Raw genomic sequence first — 19,624 nt, forward strand, 5'->3', positions numbered from 1 at the left:
ACTCTATTCGGCTGGATATTGTGGATACGTTCTCGGGCCGAACTGTGATTCGACGCGGCGGGGTCACTTGCTCAAAACACTTCTGCCGCGCAGACTCCTAGCCCGTTATCAATCAGTCTGAGCCATCGCATGATGAATCCTCGTGCTCCGGGAGTACGGCCACCCGGCTTCAGGTTCCGGTTCGGGACAGGCCTGTGAAAAAAACGCCGGTAGTTTACGCGAACGCGGTGTCTTTTTCACAAACTTCCCCCACAGATAACAACGCCGGAGCTCGCGGGGAGGCTCCGGCGTCGGGCATGGCAACCTGTGCCTGCCTTGTCAGATTGCTTACTCGACTTCGGCCATGTTGTTCAGGTAGGCACGGTCAGCGATGTCGATGTAGGCGCGGGCATCCTGCAGGTATTTCTCCTGGGACTCGATGATCTTCGCGGCCAGTTCGTCACCCTCGGCGGCTTCCTGAAGCAACTTCTGGTTGGCTTCGACCATCGCCTGGAATACCTCGTCCGGGAAGTTCTTGACCTTCACGTTCGGGTGTTCTTCCTGGATAGAGGCCCACGCCTTTGCGTTTTCGTGAACGGACTGGATCATCATGTCATAGGCTGCGGTGCGCATGGCCACCCGGAGAATCTGTTGCAGGTCCTTGGGCAGCTTTTCCCAGACGTCCTTGTTGATCAGGAACTGCAGCTCGGTGGCCGGCTCGTGCCAGCCGGTGTAGTAGTACTCGGCGATCTGCTGGAACCCGAGGCGCAGGTCCAGCGCCGGGCCGACCCACTCCACCGCGTCGATGGTGCCACGCTCCAGGGCGGTGTACAGCTCACCCGGCGGAATGTTGGTGGGGTTGACGCCCACTTCCGCGAACACCTCGCCGGCAAACCCGGGGATGCGCATTTTCAGGCCTTCCAGGTCTTCCAGGGAGTTGATCTCATTACGGAACCAGCCGCCCATCTGGATGCCGGTGTTACCACCAGGGAAGGACAGCATATTGTGGGGCTCATACACTTCCTGCATCAGGTCCATGCCGTCACCGTAGTAGAACCAGGCGTACTGCTCCTGGGCGGTCATGCCGAAGGGCATGCTGGTGAAGAACAGGGTATTGGGTACCTTGCCTTTCCAGTAGTAGGAGGCGGAGTGGCCCATGTCGTACTGGCCGGCCTTGACCATGTCGAAGACGCCCAGCGGGGCCTTGTGCTTGTTGGCAGAATCGATACGGATCCGCAGGCGCCCATCGGACATCTCTTCGGCCATCTTGGCCATACTCTTGGTGGCTTCACCGAAGATGGGGAAGTTCGGCCCCCAGGTTTCTGCGAGGCGGAGGGTGAATTTTTCCTGGGCGGTGGCCAGCGGAGAAGCAATAAGGGCAGACAGTGCTACCGCCGCGGCGGCGCGTTTGAACAATGAACGACGTTTCATGGTGCGCGTTCCTCTGTTTGTTGTTGTTCAGGATTGCGAACGTGTAACCCCAACCTTGGGGCCGGGATCTTCACTCTTACGCGCTAAACGTAGCATGGATTAGGTGAAGGGTGAATTGATTCAGGGTGCTACCTAGACTTTGGTCGTAGGTGATGCCTTGAACTGTTTTGCTGACCATACAGCAATGCCCTGTGTGTTGAGGGTAATGTCCATGCCCAGGGCCTGCTCAAGGGTGTCATCATCAAAGTCGCAGCCATGCGCTGCCAGCCTGCGGACAAACAGTGCCTTGAGGTCGGAGCGGATGCCCCGGGTGTCGGGCTTTTCGGCCATGTGTCGCCGGCCAATGGCTGCATAGGCATCCAGGTCGCCGTGGAGTTGGGCGGCCAGGTCATCGATGGCGGTAATCTCACTGAAGTGGGTGAGATAAATGGCACGTGGATTCAGGGCGCAGAGCCGGTTTACCGACTCGTGGGCCTTTTCCGGATCGAACTGAACCGGAGTGGCGGCGGGGAAAATAAAAGGGCCCTTGTCGGTATCCAGTGAACGGTACGAGATGCCGAAGGTATCGCCGGAAAACACCGCACCGGCTTTACTGTCATGGATGCAGTAGTGATGCAGGGCGTGCCCCGGGGTATCGAGGAAAGACAGGGTCCGCTTGCCCAGTGGCAGGGTGTCGCCGTCGTGGACTTCCAGGGTGCGTTCGGCGGGAACCGGAATCAGGTCGCCGTAGTGTTGTTTCATGGTTTCTGTGCCGTAGACCTGGCGGGCACCTTCGTACAGGGCACTGGGGTCGATCATGTGCCTGGCACCCCGGGGATGAACAACCAGGGTGGCCGCTGGCAGGTCCTGCATGATCTGCCCGGCACCACCGGCGTGGTCCAGGTGGACGTGGGTGACGCAGACGTAGCGCACCTGGTTCCGGGTAAGCCCCAGTTTGTCGAGGGCAGCCAGCAGGACAGGGATGGAAAAGTTGCTGCCCACGTCGACAAACGCGGCTTCGCCGTTGTCGACGATAAGGTGGCTGGCATCCATCATCTGGGTGCCGGCAAATTCGGTGTCTATGGCGTAGATGCCATGGTCAAAGGGGATGATGGTCGGGGATTCAGCACTCATGGGGGGGCCTGTTTCTTGTTCTGTTGTTGGGCCTCGGCCTTTTCGGGCCGGGGCGGTAAAGCTACGGTTTATTCAATCTCAACCTGTTCTGCAACCTGCTCCCGCAGGGATTTCTTCAGAATCTTGCCAACACCGTTACGGGGCATGGCCTCCATGAAGACTACGCTGCGAGGGGTCTTGTACTTGGCCAGTCGCTCCTGGCAGAAGGCGAGCAGCTCCTCTTCGGTGATATCGGTATCCGGGTTGCGTACGACCACGGCAACGACCTCTTCACCCATACGTTCAGACGGCACGCCGACTACCGCGACCTCGGCCACGGCAGGGTGGCGGGAGATCAGTTCTTCCAGGTCCCTGGGATAAATATTGAAACCGCCACGCAGGATCAGGTCTTTCTTGCGGTCAACGATGTAGAGGTAGCCGTCTTCATCGAGGCGGGCCACGTCACCGGTATGCAGCCAGCCGTCTTTGAGGGCGGCGCGGGTGGCCTCCTCGTTGTTGTAGTAGCCGGGAGTGATATTTTCACCCCGGACCAGCAACTCACCGACCTCGCCGGTTGCCAGCGGATTGCCCTGTTCATCGGCAATGCGCAGCTCGACGCCCGGGAAGGCGCGACCCACAGAGCCGGGTTTGACGGGCTCTCCCTTGCGGTGTGCAGAAACGGTGGGCGCCGCCTCGGACAGGCCGTAGCCTTCATAGATCTCGGCGTTGAAGCGTTTGCGGAAGGCTTCGATCAGCGACACCGGCAACGGCGCGGATCCGGAGCCCACCGACTCCAGCGAGGACAGGTCGTACTCCTCGGCTTCCGGAGCGGTGGTCAGGGCGTAGATCATGGCGGGAACCGCACTGAATGCCTTTACCTGGTGTTTCTGGATGGCCTCGAACACTTCCCGCACGTCGAACTTGGGCAGGATGACCACGCTGCTGCCCCGCAGGAACAGTGTGTTGGCCATGGTAAAGCCGTAGATATGCGCCAGCGGCAAAACACCGATGGTGGTGCCGGGCTCGTCTCCCGCTTCCTCGGCCAGCTGCACAGCGGCTGCAGCATTGCTGTACAGGTTGCGGTGGGTGAGCATCACCCCCTTGGGCTGGCCGGTGGTTCCGGAGGTAAACAGGATAACGGCGATATCGTCTTCGCTGATGGGCGGTATCGTGATTTCCGGGTCAGCGGCGGCCATCAGCGAGCACAGGCTGTTGCAGGGAATACCTGCGTTGGGGCTGGGCTGGTTCTGGGCAATGCCGGCCACCACCAGGTGAGGTGGCGTCTCCATGCCGGAGGTGGCCTGTTCGATGGAGGGCAGTATCGCCTGGCTGGTGATCACCGCGCTGGCTCCGGAAGCTTGCAGGATAAAACCGATCTCGCTCGGATGGAGCACAAACATCACGGGCAGCACAATGGCACCGGCACGGAGAATGGCCTGGTAGGCGATGAACACCTCCGGACTGTTAGGCATGCACACCACCACCCGGTCACCGGGCTTGACGCCCAGGTTACGCAGGCCGTTGGCCAGGCGGTTGGCGCTGTCCTGCAGTTCCAGGTTGGTGACTTCCCGCTCGCCGGCGTACAGCATGGTGTATTCGCCAAAGCGTTCGAGGCTCTGTTCCGGCAAATCAGTGAGGATCATTATTATTGTTCCTTCGTTATTGATGAGACGAATTGTCGAGATGTTTCTCTCTGAGCGTAGGCTCACCTTACAACAAACTCTGGCGGAGACGGAACCTTTCCTGACACCTGTCAGGCAGGATGCGGCCGTTTACGCTCCTCTGCCGGTGGGGATTGCATCCGGGCCATGGGGTATAGCCCGATCAGATAGAACAGGGCCATCAGTGCGAATGCATCCTGGTAACCGGGAAATGCCTCGGGCACGCCGAACGAAGCGGTCCAGAGCGTATTTTCCTGCAGCAGGATGGCGGAAAGGCTGACCCCGAGGGAGCCGCCGAACTGGCGGGCGAAACTGATCAGGCCAGTGGCCTGGTTGATCATATCCTGGGGCACGATGCTCACAGCGCCTATGACGACCGGCGGCATGGTCATGGCCAGCCCGACCCGGCCAAGGGCCGCCATCAATGCAATCAGCGTCAATGACATGTCCACGCGGGCTTCGCTTAGCACGATGCTGGAGATGGCAAACAGCACCAGCCCCCCGGCCACCAGGATCTTCGGCAGAACCCGGTCCGTAAGGCGGCCAATGACCGGAAAGGAGAGGGCCATGGCCAGGCCGGCGGGCATCAGCAGCATACCGGCGGCCGAGGCGGACTCACCCATGGCCGTCTGGACCAGCATGGGCAACAGGTAGACCGAGCCAAACAGGCCCGCACCGGTGAGAATGGCCACGAGGAACGCGGGGGTGAAACCGCTATGGCGGAAGATGCGCAGGGCCAGCAGGGGCGAGCGGCTGCGTAGCTGATGCACGGTGAACCCGGCAAACAGCACTGCCGCCGCAGCAAGTCCCACAATCACCGGCAGGCTGCCCCAGCCAAGGTGGGGGCCCTCTGACAGGCCCCACAACAGGGCCACCATCCAGCCGGTGAGCAATAGCAAACCAATGCCGTCAAGGCGTCGATGCACTGGCGGCGCGCTGGCCGGGCGGGACAGGAACGTGCTGCCCAGCCAGAACGCGGCAATACAGAACGGTAGCACCACAAGGAAGACCGAGCGCCAGGACCACCAGTCCACCAGTACGCCGCCCACTACCGGGCCGACGGTAGGACCGAGTACCACGCCCATGGCATAGAGACCCATGGCCTGGCCCCGCTGATGCACCGGGAAGACGGCGTAGAGCATCAACATGGCCAGGGGCTGCACCATGCCGGCAATGAGCCCCTGCAGTATCCTCACCACGATCAACATACCGAAGTTCATGGCCAGGCCACCGGCTACGGCAGCTGCCACAAACACCACCAGCGCGCCCATATAGGTGGTGCGGGGACCGAAGCGGTCCACCATCCAGACGTTCAGCAACATGCCGATGGCCATACTGGCCAGGAAGGCCGTGACCAGCCACTGGCCCATGGTATGGCTGACCGAGAAGGTCTGCATGATATCGGGCAGGGCCACGTTGACGATGGTGGATGACAACGACATCGTCATGGTGCCGATCATGACCGTGATCATCACCCACCATTTATAGCGCTGTCCGTAGCGCTCCTGAAGCTGATCCATGGAGGTCGGCATGGACGGGGTTACCCTTTACGGGCGCGGCCACGTTCCATCACGGCCTGGCGACGGCGTTCGATATCGTCCGGCGTCACCTTGTCATTCTCGATGGAGGAGAACAGGGTTTCGTAGTTCAGGGCGTCGTCCATGGGCAGGTTGGCGCCATGTTCGATCAGGTGGCGGTATTTCGCCAGGAAGGGTGGCTCCACCACGGTCATGTCATCGGCCAGCGCCAGGGCCTCGTCCATCAGCTTGTCGGCCGTGACAACACGGTTCACCAGGCCCCACTGGCAGGCGGTCTCGGCATTGAGGAAGCGACCGGTAAACGACAGTTCCTTGGCCCGGGACTGGCCGATGATGCGCTGCAGCTTCTGGGACAGGCCCCAGCCTGGCATGATGCCCACGAGGGCATGGGTGTCCGCAAAGCGGGCGTTTTCTGAGGCGATAAGAATGTCGCAGGCCAGGGCAACTTCAAATCCCCCGGTAATGGCAACACCGTTAATGGCACCAACCACTGGCTTGCCGCAGCTGCGGATAGCGGTTACCGGGTTGGATTTCGGATTCTGGTCGGTGGCGGCATTCATGCCACTGGTGTCGGAGCCGAGCTCTTTCAGGTCCAGGCCTGCAGTAAAGGCTCTCTGCCCGGCACCGGTAAGGACCACGGCACGTATGCTGTCGTCTCCACGGATTTCCTGCATGACATCGTAAAGGCGCTCCCGAAGTTCACCGGAGAGGGCATTCATGGCATCGGGACGGTTGAGTGTCACCACGGCGACGCCGTTGTCCTGCTTTTCAAGAAGCACGGAATTGCTCATCGTGTCTTTCCTTATGGGTTTGTTATTGGGTTGTTGGGTATTCATTACGATGCTAAGTGGATCAGTTTGCCACTTGTGCGGCCGTTCGCAAAGTCGGGAATGCAACGAAGCGGGCGGGAGGTGGGGATCAGGCGCTGGCTGATGATCGGGATGTTGGGGGCAGGCCCGGCCATTGGAGCCGGGCTTGCCCGCAACCGTCGCCCATCATCTACAGTCAGTGCCAGATGTTACTGTCAATCTTCTCGTGCAACTCCGGATAGTCCTTTGATTTAAAATGCGGCACTTCGCCGGCCTTGCGCTGGGCAAGGTAGTCCTTGGTCAGTTTGACCACGGTGCCAGACAGCAACGCGATGGCGATCAGGTTGATCGTGGCCATCAGCCCCATCGAGGCGTCAGCCGTATTGAACACCGTCACCACTGCCTCGTAACCACCCCAGACCACCATGCCGAGGGCGGCTACCCTCAGCAGGCCGATGCCCAGGTTGTTGCCAGCTCCCAGGTAGATCACGGCGTTTTCGGCGTAGGTGTAGTTGGCCACGATCGAGGTGAAGGCAAAGAACAGGATAGCGATGGCCACGAAGTAACCCCCGGCTGCGCCGATATGGGCTTCCATGGCGGCCTGGGTAAGCCGGGTGCCGGTCAGCTCGGAGCCTGGACCCATGACACCGGAAAGCAGGATCATGACCGCGGTGGCGGTACAGATCACGATGGTATCGATAAATACACCGAATGCCTGCACCAGGCCCTGGGACGAGGGGTGGTGAGGGGCCGGTGTCGCGGTAGCAGCGATATTCGGCGCACTACCCATACCTGCCTCGTTGGAGAACAGACCCCGCTTTATGCCGTTAAGCATGGCGGCGGTGATGGAACCGGTGGCACCGCCGACGGCTTCTTCCAGGCCGAAGGCGCTTTTCACGATGGCGATCAGCACGCCGGGTACCTCGGTAATGTTCCAGGCCATGATGCCAAGGGCCACCAGCACATAGGCCCCGGCCATGAAGGGCACCACGAATTCGGCAAACCGGACAATGGACCGCAGCCCGCCAAAAATGACAATGCCTGCGAAGATGGCCACGGCGATACCCATCCACAGCTTCGGGATACCGAAGGCGCCCTGCATGGCGTCCGCGATGGAATTGGCCTGCACGGCGTTGAACACCAGTCCGAAGGACAGGATCAGGCAGATGGCAAAGATTACCGCCGCCCAGGGAGCATTCAGGCCCTTGCTGATGTAGACGGAAGGTCCGCCGCGGTATTGGCCCTTGCCGTCCCGGACCTTGTAGAGCTGGGCCAGGGTGCTTTCGGCGTAACCCGTTGCCATGCCCACCAGGGCCACCATCCACATCCAGAAAATGGCGCCGGCGCCGCCCAGGTAGAGAGCCACCGCCACGCCGGCCAGGTTGCCGGTGCCCACCCGCGACGCCAGGCTGGTGCACAGGGCCTGGAATGGCGAAATGCCATGCACATCGCTTTCCCGTGAGCCGCGAATGGCCCTGACCATCTCGTTAAAGTTGACGAACTGCAGAAAGCCCAGCCGGATCGTGAAAAAGATACCGACACCCAGAAGTCCGTAAACGAGAACGTAACTCCACAGGATGTTGTTCAGGAAATCTACAATGGCGGTCATAGAAAAGGTGCTCCGAAAGAGGTTTTACACAGGGCGTTCGGAGCAAGTGTAGCAGCGGCTGTGGAGCGGGTGTTGGTTAACCCGTGCGATTCATGGTGGCGTTGCAGTGCCGTTGGGCGGTTAAACTGACAGGCCTGGCGCCCCTCGTCGGCGCCAGGCCTAAAACTACGAGCTTAAGGCACTCAGACCCGGAAGCGGCCGACCTGGTCCGTCAGTTGCCGGGCGTAGCCGGCCATGGATTCGCTGAGGGAGTTGAGGTCTGCCGAGCGGGTGTCGCTTTCGTTGGCCAGGTCATTGATGTCGGTGATATTGCGGTTGATCTCGTCGATTACCTGGGTCTGCTCCTCGGTGGCAGAGGCGACGCTGGAGTTGACATCGGTGATGTCGCTCATGGCCTGCAGGATGGAGGACAGTTCAGTTTCCGCATCGGCGGCCAGCTTCTCGGTGGCGCCGGCCTGTTCACTGCCGGTTTCCATCACTGAAACGATATCGGATACCCCGGACTGCAGCGCCGTAATCATTTGCTGGATGTTTTCCGTGGACTGCTGGGTGCGCTGAGCCAGGGTGCGCACTTCGTCGGCTACTACCGCGAAGCCCCGACCCTGGTCGCCGGCCCTGGCAGCCTCGATGGCGGCGTTCAGTGCCAGCAGGTTGGTTTGTTCGGCGATGCCCCGGATCACATCCAGTACCGAAGTGATGTTGTCGGAATCCGCCGACAGTTTGCGGATAACCTCCACCGCCTTGTCGATCTGCTGGGCCAGTCGGCGAACCTGCTCGGCGGACTGTTCAACAATTTCGCCGCCCTTGCTGGCGTTGCCCTGGGCCGTGCGGGTAACTTCAGCCGCGCGGGAGGCATTACCTGCCACCTCTTCAACGGCGCTCTGCATCTGGTTGATGGCGGTGGCCACCATGTTGATGGATTCGGTCTGGCGGGAGACGCCGTCCCGGTTATCCGATGCTGATTGCTCAAGCTGGTTGGCGCCCGTGGAAAGCTGTTCGGACAGCCCCTGGATATTGCGGATCATGCCCTGGAGATTGGCCAGCACAGCGTTGAAGGACTCGGCCAGCTGCCCCAGGTCATCATTGTTTTCCACCGGTACCCGCTGGGTCAGGTCGCCTTCGCCCTGGGCGATATTGTCCAGTTGGTCACGCAACACGCGAATGGCGGCGATGGTAAGTTTCATGATGGCAAGGAACACCAGAGTGGCAATGATCAGGGCTGCCAGGGTAACAACGATGGTGATGGTAACCGCCTGGTTCGCCTCGCTGGAGGCTTCCCCGGCCCGGTCCTGCGCAAGCTGGTCCGCCAGCTGGCCAGTGCGGTCGAAGTAATCGCGCACGGCATCGAAATGGGCGTCGGTTTCTGCACTGATCAACTCCCGGGCGCCGTAGGTATCACCGATTTCTGCCCTTTCAAGGGCAGCCTCGGCGGAGGTGATCCATTGCTCGAAAGTGGTGTCGAAACCTTCCATCTCAGCCCCGAAACCGGTACCTGACAAGCGTTCCCGGGCGCTGAGGATGCGGGTCCGGGCCTGTTCGGCATTTTCGTGGAAGGCGGCCAGCAGGTCCTCTGCGGCCTTGTTGCTTTCGCGGGCACGGATATAGCCATTCTGCGCGACCAGCGCCTGGTACAGGTCCCGGTCACCGTTCAGGATCTCGCTGGAGGCCGGCAACAGGTTTTCTGCCAGGAAATCGGTATCAGATACCAGGTTGCGGGCAGTGATAACACTGAGGGCGCCGAGGACAACCACGGCGATGGCAGTGATGACAAAGGGGAGGGCGATCTTGGTCCGAAAGCCCAGTGCGTTACCGATAGCCATTGGTTTACTCCGGTTCTGAATACTTTTTAATAATTGTTCGAGAAGTATAACCGGAAGTGTTGATTTGGAAACTGTTCAGCGTTTGATCTATGTCTATTTTTTGTATCGGTAGGTAAACGCGGGTTATCAGCAGGCCGAACGCAACAGCCGGCGGCATCCGGTGCAGTAGTGGATGTCGATGTGGTGGCGGCGATCTTCGGACATGACATCACCCCCGATGATCGGAAACAAACGGGTTGGTCTGGCGCTCGTGTTCGAAGGTGGACATAGGACCATGGCCGGGCACGAAGCGTACCTCATCCCCCAGCGGGAAGAGCTTTTCCCGGATTGACCGGATCAGCTGGTTGTAATCACCCCTTGGAAAGTCGGTGCGGCCAATGGCGCCGTTGAACAGCACATCACCCACCTGGGCAAAACCGGTGGGGCGGTGGAAGAAAACCACGTGGCCCGGCGTGTGTCCGGGGCAGTGCAGCACTTCCAGCTCCTGGTCGCCGAAGGTGACCCGGTCGCCATCCTCCAGCCAGCGGGTGGGGGTGAACCGGTCGGCATGGGCGAAGCCGAAGCGCTGGCTCTGCATGGGCAGCCCCTCGATCCAGAACTCGTCGTCCCGGTGCGGGCCTTCTACGGGCAAGCCGGCCTGTTCCATCAGTGCCGCGACCCCACCAGCGTGGTCGATATGACCGTGGGTAACCAGGATCTTTTCCAGTTCAATGCCCTCTTCCCCGACCGCCGCCATGATCTGATCCATATCGCCGCCCGGATCAATAACCACTCCCTTGCCGGAGTCTTCGCACCAGAGCAGGGTGCAGTTCTGCTGGAATGGCGTAACTGGGATAACGCGGACTTTCATGGAATGGCCCCGAATCAGGTTTGGCGAGTAGGCGGGAGTATATAGGCTTGTGGATGGGTGGTAAAAGCTGGTCCTCAGCTGCGGCTGTCAACCCGATCCCTGCCGGCTTCCTTGGCCCTGAAAAGTGCCTTGTCTGCCTGTCGAAGCAGGTCGTCCAGGGTGAACTCCCTGCCACTGGAGGCTGCAATGCCAAAGCTTGCAGTACAGCGAACCTTGCCGCCGGTCACCGGGAATATCTGGTTGCCGAAGGCCTGCTGTAGCCGCTGGGCCAGGTAACGTGCCTTGGGCAGATCGGTGGCGGGCAGAAGGATGGCGAACTCTTCCCCGCCGAGCCGGGCAACGATATCCGACTCCCTGACGGTACGGCGCGCCGTTGCCGCCAGTCCGCGAAGCACGGTGTCGCCGGCGGCATGGCCCCAGCGATCGTTCACCTGCTTGAAATGGTCCAGGTCGAACATGATCACAGCCACTGGCTCACCGGAACGCCGGGCCTGGCTGATCACCTGGTTGCTCAGGTTGAAGAACGCGCGGCGGTTATTGAGGCCCGTGAGTTCGTCGGTGTCGGCCAGCGTTTCGGCCCGGGTCTTGGCTTCCTGTAGTGCCTGTTCCATCTCCTTGCGGTCGGTGATGTCGGTGGCGATTTCCATTCGCACCAGTCGACCGTCAATCCAGCGGATTGCCTGGTCGCGGCACTGGTACCAGCGGTTATTGGCGGTGTTCTGGAACTCCCAGACCACCGGCCCGGTCGGGCTGCCCTCAGCATCTACCAGTTGCGGGTTGGTACAAAACGCACAGGGTCCGTCCTGGTCCTTCTGTAATACTTGCCAGCACTTCTTTTGCCCGACCTTGCCCCAGAATTGCTTGCCGTAGTCGTTAAAGAAGATCAGGTCGTAGGTGTCCATGTCCGACACGTAGACCAGCGCGTCCAGGCTATTGAGTACGGTAGCTATGGCCTGGTAGCTGAGGTCTTCGGAATGCGGCACATCCACAGGGTCTGGTGAGGACGGATTCATGGTAAGGGCTTCATCGGAATTATTGAGGCTTTCCTCCCAAGTCTACCATTTTTCCGCGGCCCGGCATGTAGGTTTTATGTACAAGGCGAAGCCTTGTGGAGGCATCCAGAAACAACGGATCAGTCGTTCGGAGGGTGCCATGAACCTGTGAGACAGGCGGTGATTGCTCAGGCTTGTTCACTGACGGTTGTTGAACGACCGGCACCACGCAACATGGCGTGCAATAGCTCCTCCGCATCGAACTTGGTAAGCGCTTCGTTGGCCCCCACCTGTTGCGCGTAGCTGACGCTCATCTCACTGTTCAGTGAGGTGTGGAGGATGACATAGGGCTGGTGCATGGAGCGGTCATCCCTCAGGTGGAAGGTAAGCTCATAGCCGTCCATGCCCGGCATCTCGATATCACTCACCAGGATGTTGACCGGACTCTGCTCCTGGTTGGCCGCAACAATTTTGTCCAGGGCGGTCTGGCCGTTGCCGGTGACTTCGTAGGGGATGTTTTCCCGGTCCAGGGCCTCGGCAAGCTGGCGGCGGGCCACCTGGGAATCGTCCACCATCAGGATACGTTGTTCCCGCAGGGTTTCCCGCTCCAGGTCGGTGAGCTGGGAAGGCTTGGCTCGCATGGATTCCGGGTATACCCGCGCCAGCAGCAGCTCCACGTCCATCAGCTGCACCAGGTCGTTGTCGATCTGTAACAGTCCGGTGATAAACGCCTGGTCGCCCAGGGCCCGGGGTGGCGCCTGCACCTGTTTCCAGTTGGCCTCGACGATGCGGTCCACGCTGCGTACCAGGAAGCCGATTTCCTGGCGCTGGATATCGGTGACAATGATGGACGCGGTCTTGCGGGCCTCGGCATCCAGGGCCGGGTAGCCCACGGCAGCCGCCATATCGATCACCGGCACCGCGGAGCCCCGGAAGTTCATGGTGCCCATCACCGCCGGATGACTGTGGGGGATCTGGGTCAGCCGCTGGATGGGCATGATTTCCCGGATCTTCAGGGTACCAAGGGCCGACAGTCGGTTGCCGGCCAGGCGGAACAGCAGGAGTTTCTGGGGTACGGCACTGGCTTCGGTCATGGAGCTTCCGGTGGTTTTGCAGGTCAGTGGACTGCTATAGCGTAGCCCATAGCGATGTAACACTGCAGGCTAGGTTTGTTTCCGTTTGTACTCCCTCTGTTTTTCGGTCCCCAAGCAGGAATCTTTAGCCGTTACCGAAAATATCCTGGAGATAACGGCCGCTCTGCATCAGCCCCTGTAACCACTGTGAGGCCTCCTCCCGCGACCGGTTCCCACAGGTTTCGGCGATGCGGATCAGGCAGTCACGCACGGCCGGTGCCATACGGGCTCCCTCGCCACAGACATACACCGGGGCGCCGCTTTCCAGCAACTGCCAGACTTCCTCCCGCTGCGCCCAGAGCGCGTCCTGCACATAGCGGCGGGAGTAGTCCGCAAGGGCCGAGTAGGCCGGGTAGATGGTGACGACCCCCTGATCCTGCCAGTGGTCCATGTCGTTCGCATACAGGCGGTCATGGTCCGGATGGCGACAGCCGGTGAACAGCCAGCTACCGGCCACACGCTGCCCTTGTTCACGCTGCAGGTTCCGCTCTTCAAGGAAGGCGCGGAAGGGGGCGAGGCCGGTGCCGGCCCCGATCAGGATCATGGGTTGCGACGGATCGGCCACCGGTGCAAAGGGCGGGGTTGGCGTACGGATCTCCGCCAGAACCTCATCGCCGGGAGCCAGGTCTTTCAGCAGGCTGGTGGCTACGCCCCGGTATTCGCCCCGGCCGGACCAGGCCGGCGCTGCCACGGTACCCACGGTCAGCCGAACCTGCCTCGGATGCGCCTTGGCGCTGGAAGAAATGGAATAGAACCGGGGCCGCAGCGGCGGGCACAGGGCAGCGAAGACTTCCAGCGGCAGCTCCACCGCCGGGTAGTGTTCCAGCAGGTCCAGGACCGATTGACGCTGCCCATGAATCTCATGGTGGTAGCGATCGTGGTTTTCCGCCAGTTGCGTCAGTGAGTCCCGGGTATGGGGACAGGGGCTGTGGGCTGCCAGGACTCGCAGGTCCCGGCGGCTGGCGGGCTCCTGCAGTTCCATGAACTGGCCGAGTAATTGGCCGACGCTCAGGGTGGTGCCTGTGGGCAGGTGAGCGGGGCAATGCTGGTGGTCGGTCTGGACCAGCTCCGAGGGCGTTACCTGGAGGCGCCGGCAGGCCCGGTGAACCAGGTCCTCCCGGTTGGTGGGATAGACGGCGAGGTGGTCCCCGGTCTGGTAGTCCATGCCCTCCGGCAGCTCCAGCAGGATGTCCCTGGTCGAAGCCAGGGTCCGGGTGCCGGTGAAGTCCGGGAGTGCATCCGCGTCTTTTACCAGTTCACGGTTATGGATGACAGTCAGCCATTGCGCCCGCGCGGGTAGCACTTGAGCACGGGTATTGCGGCTGTCCACCAAGGTGATGGGCCGGGCAATGCTGGCCGGATCGCGCTGTGACGACTCTCCCAGTGTCTGCCAGAAGTCGCCGAGCCAGTCCTCGACCGCCCCGTCAAAGTCGCCGTTACCGTCAGCAGCACCCCGTTCCAGCAGGCGGGTGGCGCCCGTGGTTGCCAGGGCATCATCCACCCGACGGGGGAAGGCCTGGTAGTTGACCCACTGGGTGTTACCACAACCCAGGACCGCAAAGCGCAGCCCCGGGCGTTTTATCCCGGAAAGGCCCTTTTCATCCAGCAGGGCCTCGAAGGCCCTTGCACTGTCCGGTGCATACCCGTTGTAGGTGGCGGTGACCACCACCAGTATTCCGCTTTCCGGCAGGTGCTCCGCCAGGTCATCCAGGGGCACGCTGCGGGCGTCGAAGTCCAGGTCACCGGCCCGGTTGGCCAGCTCCTCGGCGATGTCCCGAGCGGTGCCCAGGGCGGAACCCCAGGCAACGGTGAAGGGCTCGCCTTCGCCGCTGACCCCGTGGTGTTCCGGTGTAGTGGCTTCGCTAACTGCGAAACTGGCGGTATGGGTCACCAGCCGGTCATGTTCCTTGCGGCGGCGCACCCGCAGATAGAAGTGGTCGGGCTTGAGGGTCAGGGTTTCCTTGATATCCAGCCGGTAATCGTGGGGGTCATAGAGGGCAAAGCGCTGCAGGATCATGGCCAGCGCCAGCTTGGCCTCGGTCAGGGCAAACTGCCGCCCGATGCAGGCCCGCTGGCCATTGCCGAAGGGCTTGTAGCCGTGGGGGTGGATCTTCGCCTCGTTCTCCGGCAGGAAGCGGTCGATATCGAACACATCCGGGTTGTCCCACACCTTCGGGTCCCGGTGCAGGGACGGCAGGTGAATGGAGATGCCCTGGTTGCGGGGCAGCCGGTATCGGCCGCCGATCACTTCATCCTCGTAGGGCGCCACCATGAAGGCCGGCGCGGTGGGCCACATGCGCAGGGACTCTTTCAGCACCCGTTCAATCACGTCCAGTTGTGCCAGGTGGCGGTACTCCGGAGCCGTGTCGCCGGGCAGTACCCGGTCCACTTCGGCATAGGCCCGGGCCAGCACGTGGGGGTTACGCAGCAGGAAGTAGAGCGTAAAGGTCAGCAGCCCGCTGGTGGTTTCATGGCCGGCCACCAGGAAGGTGAGCACCTGGTGGCGGATGTTCAGGTCGTCCAGGGGCTCGCCGGTCTCCGGGTCTTCCGCCTTCAGCATCAGGTTGAGCAGGTCATTGCTGTCGGTGGGGGTTTCACGGCGCTGGCGGATCACCTCGTCCACCAGTTCGTTCATGGTGTCGATATCGGCCAGGTACTCCGGCGGGTCCTTGCGAAAGCGCTCGAGCATGGGCAGGCGGGTCAGCTTGGCCATATTGGCGGCCAGTACCCGCACCATGGATCCCAGGAACGGATGCAGGTCCCGGGACTGGAAGGAGTCGAACCGGTAGTTGAAGCCGGCCAGGGAGATGGTGTCCAGGGTCAGCCGGGTCATGTCATCGGCCACCAGCAGGTCTTCGCCCTCATGGGCCTGCCAGTGATCGCAAAGTTGCCCGGCCACTTCCCGCATGGCCTCGAAATAGCCTTTCATGGACCGCTGGCTGAAGGCCGGCATCAGGATGCGATGGGCCTTGCCCCAGGCGGCTTCATCACTCTTGGCGGTGAACAGGCCGTCGCCCACAATATCCCGCAGCAGGGACAACGGTGGCCGGATCACCTTGCGGAAGCGGGTCTCGTCGCAGAGTTCCGCCACCAGGTCCGCCGAGAAGGCAAAGGGGATCCGGGTGCCGGCAAAGTCCATCTCGAAGATGCCATCGAAATCCCGGGAGACCTCCAGGAAGTACTGGGCCATGTGGTCCTTGGGGATCTGCAGCAGGTTACCGAGCAACGGTAGTCGTGGCGGGTGGGGGAACGGCTGCAGTTGCTCTGCTGACTGGGTCTGGCTGGGCGCGCCCGGGTTATGGCTCATGGTCGTTATTGTTGCCTTACACTGTAGGGTTGGTAAAAATCTACCTTACGGTGTAAGGCTGGTCAATCACTGTTGATCCGGGCATCATTGACTGCGTCCATGTAAACGAAGGAATCAGTGATGGCTCGCCCCGGTACCCGGCAGCAACGACAACCCCTGAGCCCTGAGCGGATCTATCGCGCCGCCCTGGTGCTGATTGAAGAGAACGGCGCGGATGATCTGAGCATGCGCAAGCTGGCCGGCACGCTGGGGGTGGATGCCATGTCGCTCTATCACCATGTGGAGAGCAAGCAGGCGCTGTTGCAGGGGGTGTTCCAGACCGTTCAGGAAGAACTGGACCTGCCGGAGCCCATGCCGGCGGACTGGAAGGAAGCCTTGCGGCAGTTGGGGCAGGGATTTCATCAGCTGGCCCAGCGCTATCCACGGGTGTTTCCACCCATGATCACCAGCTCCTGGGGGACCGAACGGGAGCGGGAGATTTTTCACTATATCCAGCGGGCACTGCACAAGGCCGGCGTGGCGGAACAGGACATGCCGCGAGCTACCAGCGCGCTCTATACGTTCGGTATTGGTATGGCCAATGTGGCGGCCAATGGCCTGCGGTTACGCCCCTTGTACGGCGAACCGGAACCGGTAAACGAAGAGTCGGCCCACGGTACCAGTGACGCGGATGCGCAGTTCAGTATCGAGATGATGCTGGCGGGGATTGAAAGCCTGGTTTCGGAAGGACGTCACTGACCAGGAGTCCCTGATCAGTGACGTGTGCGGTCAGCCTTTCTGCTGGCTGGCGATCAGGTTGCTGATCTCCTGCTGGCCCTGGGCGCTGCCCATGCCAGGCACCTGGTCGCCGGAGCGGTCGGAGATTTGCGCGAAGTGGGCTGCGATCTGATCGGCGGCATCCTCGTCGTCACCAATGTAGACACCCTTGGTCAGGGTGATATGGGCGGTCTCGAAGGAGCCGGCGCCAGCGGCCAGGATAGTGCGGCTGGGGGCGTCCTCGGAGCACAGGAACACCACGCCCGGAGACACGGTTTCCGGCTTCAGCTTTTCCAGCACTTCCGGAGGCATCAGGCCCTCGGTCATCTGGGTGGCAGCGGTGGGTGCCAGGGAGTTCACCCGGATGTTGTACTTGTGGCCTTCCAGGCTCAGGGTCTGCATCAGGCCCACCAGCGCCAGCTTGGCGGCGCCATAGTTGGACTGGCCAAAGTTGCCGAACAGTCCGGAAGACGACGTGGTCATCACAATACGGCCGTATTGCTGGTTACGCATGATTTCCCACACCGCCTTGGTGCAGTTCACCGACCCCATCAGGTGGACGTCCAGCACCGTTGTGAAATCGTCCAGTTCCATCTTGGCGAAGGTCTTGTCGCGCAGGATACCGGCGTTGTTTACCAGGATATCCACCCGGCCCCACTGGTCCATGACCTTGCTGACCATGGCTTCCACCGCATCGTAATCGGACACGGAACAGGCGTGGCTGATGGCTTCGCCCCCGGCTGCCCGGATCTCTTCGGCAACCGCCTCGGCCGGCTCGGCACCGAGGTCGTTAACAACAACCTTGGCACCACGGGCCGCCAGCGCCAGCGCATGGCAACGGCCCAGCCCGCCGCCAGCACCGGTAACAATGGCAACCTGGTCGTTCAGTCGGATAGTCATGGTTGGTTCTCCTGAATTGTCTGTTTATCGGATGGTCACATCGTTGAAGGTGGTCGAGTATAAATCGATCGGGGGGCGAATGTCCCTGTGATCGCATTGGTGTCAAACGGGAGAGCATGTCGTAAGATGGAGGGCCATCAGAGGCTCTGTGCGAGCACAGTCGCCTGTTGTCTTACGCCGCCAAGGATGCTTTCACTGATCGTAGAGGGGAAGTCCGTTGGTATCCTGGCCTCCACCGCCTGGACAGCCTGCTCTGCCTGCCCGATCACCTCGTGAATGAGTGACTTTGCCCGCTCCGCCGAAAAACCGACCTGTCGAGCCGTGTTGAGGAAATGCCGTGGCTGAATGCGTGCCCAATGATAATGGCGGCTCTTGCCCTTGAGTGACATAGCCATTTTGGCCCGGCTAGCTGGCAGGCTTCCCTTGGCCATCAGTGGGTAGGCAGATATGACATCGTAAAGTGGTGTCATGCGGTAGGCGGAACCGGGTTCGATGTACAGGCTGAAATTCTTGGCATGACCATCAATGGCTGCCAACAGCCAGAACAGTATCTGAGTCTTGAAGAACCTGGTCCGGTCTTCATTGGCCTGCTGAGAACCCAGCAGTAGCTCCATGCTATCGTGGATTCCGGGGCCGCCTTCATTCTCGTACTTGAGCGCAGGTGAGATACCAAGGGCCTGGCAGAAGTCCTCCTGTGGCAGGCGCAGCAGCCATGACCTGTCCGCGGACCACCGCCGGTCAAAGCGCTCCACGATCAGCACGGTATGCTGACCGAACTGCGCCAGGTCTGCGTTGGCCACTGGTAATCCGAAGGCTGCCAGAAGCTGAAGACACAGCCACTCGTTTTCGCTGCTCTCGCGCAGGTCGATATTGCTGTGCTCCAGGTAGCCGATGGGTAGTTTGAATATATGGGTGGTCGGGGTGCTGCCGCGAGGGCGTTGCCATTGATTGTTATGCCAGAGTAACGCTGTTTTTTCCTGGGCACCGGCCAGCGAGATACGGAAATCGTGCTCTTTCTCCATGCCCAGAGGCGCACGCTGATAACTTCCCAGCAGGCGCTCGATCTCCGTTTCAGAGATCGGCTCGGACGATATGGTCGTTACGTCTGGTATCTGCTGGTTTTCAGGGTATAGCTGGATTGCACCAATACAGTCCCGGCCAACGCTGGCAAGCAGGTCGAAGGGGTGGTTGGTTGGCGTCTGGAATCTGGCCTGCATGCGGGCTCGGATAGCTTCGGAATCCGGCAGCAGGTTGTCAAAAAAATTGTATACCCGTTCGCCCCTGTAGGGCCGGGACGATAACGGTAATGAGAGCGAAATGGCACGTGCCCCGGGCTGTGCTATCCAGTCCCGGCGATACTCGAAGGTCATGGCGCCTGATCTTTCCAGCGTCAGGTGACCGACCTCAATACCATTCATGGCAATGGTGAGCCTCGCCATTGCTTACCACTCCTCTTCCCAGCCGGTGTTTTCAGGCGGCTGATTACGTTCGGTAATACGCAACTCGAGGTTGAGGGCGGACAGCAGGCGGAACAGGGTCTCGACCCGGCTATTAGCCGGGTGATTTTCGAAGCTGGACACGGTGTTTTGTTTGATGCCCACCCGTTCGGCCACTGACTGCTGACTGAGTTGGTGGTCAACGCGTGCATTGCGTAAGGCCTGTGCCAGCATTTCCGGTGATGTGATTCGCATCTTTACTCCCTATAGCGGCTAGCCACAAAGTTATCCGCTATAGGGGGTAAAGTAAA

At 60.9% G+C, this 19,624-nt stretch carries 15 protein-coding genes; 1 reads left to right on the forward strand and 14 read right to left on the reverse strand.

Annotated features, from left to right (window positions below):
- Nucleotides 1-327: 327 nt before the first annotated feature.
- From MLC59_RS12605 to MLC59_RS12655, 11 genes are all read right to left on the reverse strand, one after another.
- Nucleotides 328-1,410 carry a TRAP transporter substrate-binding protein gene (locus tag MLC59_RS12605; protein WP_248234654.1) on the reverse strand — a complete coding sequence of 361 codons (1,083 nt, stop codon included), beginning with the start codon at nt 1,408-1,410 and terminating at the stop codon, nt 328-330.
- Nucleotides 1,411-1,542: 132 nt separating this feature from the next.
- The gene (locus tag MLC59_RS12610; RefSeq protein ID WP_248234655.1) at nt 1,543-2,523 is read right to left on the reverse strand and encodes an MBL fold metallo-hydrolase; all 981 of its coding nucleotides are present in this window, start codon (nt 2,521-2,523) and stop codon (nt 1,543-1,545) included.
- A gap of 68 nt (nt 2,524-2,591) precedes the next feature.
- Nucleotides 2,592-4,145 carry a class I adenylate-forming enzyme family protein gene (locus tag MLC59_RS12615; RefSeq protein WP_248234656.1) on the reverse strand — a complete coding sequence of 518 codons (1,554 nt, stop codon included), beginning with the start codon at nt 4,143-4,145 and terminating at the stop codon, nt 2,592-2,594.
- A gap of 110 nt (nt 4,146-4,255) precedes the next feature.
- Nucleotides 4,256-5,695, reverse strand: a complete 1,440-nt coding sequence (locus tag MLC59_RS12620; RefSeq protein ID WP_248234657.1) for a DHA2 family efflux MFS transporter permease subunit — start codon at nt 5,693-5,695, stop codon at nt 4,256-4,258.
- An 8-nt stretch (nt 5,696-5,703) separates the two neighbouring features.
- Complete coding sequence (locus tag MLC59_RS12625) at nt 5,704-6,492, reverse strand: enoyl-CoA hydratase (protein ID WP_248234658.1); 789 nt, start codon at nt 6,490-6,492, stop codon at nt 5,704-5,706.
- A 214-nt stretch (nt 6,493-6,706) separates the two neighbouring features.
- The gene (locus MLC59_RS12630) at nt 6,707-8,119 is read right to left on the reverse strand and encodes an alanine/glycine:cation symporter family protein (RefSeq protein WP_248234659.1); all 1,413 of its coding nucleotides are present in this window, start codon (nt 8,117-8,119) and stop codon (nt 6,707-6,709) included.
- A gap of 182 nt (nt 8,120-8,301) precedes the next feature.
- Nucleotides 8,302-9,939 carry a methyl-accepting chemotaxis protein gene (locus tag MLC59_RS12635; RefSeq protein ID WP_248234660.1) on the reverse strand — a complete coding sequence of 546 codons (1,638 nt, stop codon included), beginning with the start codon at nt 9,937-9,939 and terminating at the stop codon, nt 8,302-8,304.
- A gap of 208 nt (nt 9,940-10,147) precedes the next feature.
- Nucleotides 10,148-10,789 (reverse strand): MBL fold metallo-hydrolase, encoded by a 642-nt coding sequence (locus tag MLC59_RS12640; RefSeq protein ID WP_248234661.1) that lies wholly within the window; start codon nt 10,787-10,789, stop codon nt 10,148-10,150.
- A gap of 74 nt (nt 10,790-10,863) precedes the next feature.
- A complete protein-coding gene (locus MLC59_RS19950) occupies nt 10,864-11,802 on the reverse strand; it encodes a sensor domain-containing diguanylate cyclase (protein ID WP_282450984.1) in 939 nt (312 codons plus the stop codon).
- A gap of 167 nt (nt 11,803-11,969) precedes the next feature.
- Nucleotides 11,970-12,875, reverse strand: a complete 906-nt coding sequence (locus tag MLC59_RS12650; protein ID WP_248234662.1) for a chemotaxis protein — start codon at nt 12,873-12,875, stop codon at nt 11,970-11,972.
- Between the two features lie 124 nt (nt 12,876-12,999).
- On the reverse strand, nt 13,000-16,221 hold the full coding sequence (locus tag MLC59_RS12655) for a bifunctional cytochrome P450/NADPH--P450 reductase (RefSeq protein ID WP_248234663.1): 3,222 nt from the start codon (nt 16,219-16,221) through the stop codon (nt 13,000-13,002).
- A 120-nt stretch (nt 16,222-16,341) separates the two neighbouring features.
- On the opposite strand from MLC59_RS12655, the gene MLC59_RS12660 reads away from it, so the two are divergent.
- A complete protein-coding gene (locus MLC59_RS12660; protein ID WP_248234664.1) occupies nt 16,342-16,959 on the forward strand; it encodes a TetR/AcrR family transcriptional regulator in 618 nt (205 codons plus the stop codon).
- 30 nt (nt 16,960-16,989) lie between these two features.
- On the opposite strand, the gene MLC59_RS12665 is transcribed toward MLC59_RS12660, so the two are convergent.
- From MLC59_RS12665 to MLC59_RS12675, 3 genes are all read right to left on the reverse strand, one after another.
- Entirely contained in the window at nt 16,990-17,877 is an 888-nt protein-coding gene (locus MLC59_RS12665) for an SDR family NAD(P)-dependent oxidoreductase (protein ID WP_248234665.1), read from the reverse strand.
- Nucleotides 17,878-18,014: 137 nt separating this feature from the next.
- A complete protein-coding gene (locus tag MLC59_RS12670) occupies nt 18,015-19,316 on the reverse strand; it encodes a type II toxin-antitoxin system HipA family toxin (RefSeq protein ID WP_248234668.1) in 1,302 nt (433 codons plus the stop codon).
- Between the two features lie 3 nt (nt 19,317-19,319).
- Nucleotides 19,320-19,568, reverse strand: a complete 249-nt coding sequence (locus MLC59_RS12675; RefSeq protein ID WP_248234670.1) for a helix-turn-helix domain-containing protein — start codon at nt 19,566-19,568, stop codon at nt 19,320-19,322.
- Nucleotides 19,569-19,624: the final 56 nt, after the last annotated feature.

It is taken from the genome of Marinobacter bryozoorum, from assembly GCF_023156245.1.
GTDB lineage: Bacteria > Pseudomonadota > Gammaproteobacteria > Pseudomonadales > Oleiphilaceae > Marinobacter > Marinobacter bryozoorum.

Bases quoted from the DNA above. Each gene is read 5' to 3' on its own strand.
- MLC59_RS12665 (WP_248234665.1), bottom strand. From the start codon at position 17,877: ATGACTATCCGACTGAACGACCAGGTTGCCATTGTTACCGGTGCTGGC.
- MLC59_RS12605 (WP_248234654.1), bottom strand. From the start codon at position 1,410: ATGAAACGTCGTTCATTGTTCAAACGCGCCGCCGCGGCGGTAGCACTG.
- MLC59_RS12615 (WP_248234656.1), bottom strand. From the start codon at position 4,145: ATGATCCTCACTGATTTGCCGGAACAGAGCCTCGAACGCTTTGGCGAA.
- MLC59_RS12655 (WP_248234663.1), bottom strand. From the start codon at position 16,221: ATGAGCCATAACCCGGGCGCGCCCAGCCAGACCCAGTCAGCAGAGCAA.
- MLC59_RS12670 (WP_248234668.1), bottom strand. From the start codon at position 19,316: ATGGCGAGGCTCACCATTGCCATGAATGGTATTGAGGTCGGTCACCTG.
- MLC59_RS12660 (WP_248234664.1), top strand. From the start codon at position 16,342: ATGGCTCGCCCCGGTACCCGGCAGCAACGACAACCCCTGAGCCCTGAG.
- MLC59_RS12625 (WP_248234658.1), bottom strand. From the start codon at position 6,492: ATGAGCAATTCCGTGCTTCTTGAAAAGCAGGACAACGGCGTCGCCGTG.
- MLC59_RS12650 (WP_248234662.1), bottom strand. From the start codon at position 12,875: ATGACCGAAGCCAGTGCCGTACCCCAGAAACTCCTGCTGTTCCGCCTG.
- MLC59_RS12620 (WP_248234657.1), bottom strand. From the start codon at position 5,695: ATGCCGACCTCCATGGATCAGCTTCAGGAGCGCTACGGACAGCGCTAT.
- MLC59_RS12675 (WP_248234670.1), bottom strand. From the start codon at position 19,568: ATGCGAATCACATCACCGGAAATGCTGGCACAGGCCTTACGCAATGCA.
- MLC59_RS12630 (WP_248234659.1), bottom strand. From the start codon at position 8,119: ATGACCGCCATTGTAGATTTCCTGAACAACATCCTGTGGAGTTACGTT.
- MLC59_RS12610 (WP_248234655.1), bottom strand. From the start codon at position 2,523: ATGAGTGCTGAATCCCCGACCATCATCCCCTTTGACCATGGCATCTAC.
- MLC59_RS19950 (WP_282450984.1), bottom strand. From the start codon at position 11,802: ATGAATCCGTCCTCACCAGACCCTGTGGATGTGCCGCATTCCGAAGAC.
- MLC59_RS12635 (WP_248234660.1), bottom strand. From the start codon at position 9,939: ATGGCTATCGGTAACGCACTGGGCTTTCGGACCAAGATCGCCCTCCCC.
- MLC59_RS12640 (WP_248234661.1), bottom strand. From the start codon at position 10,789: ATGAAAGTCCGCGTTATCCCAGTTACGCCATTCCAGCAGAACTGCACC.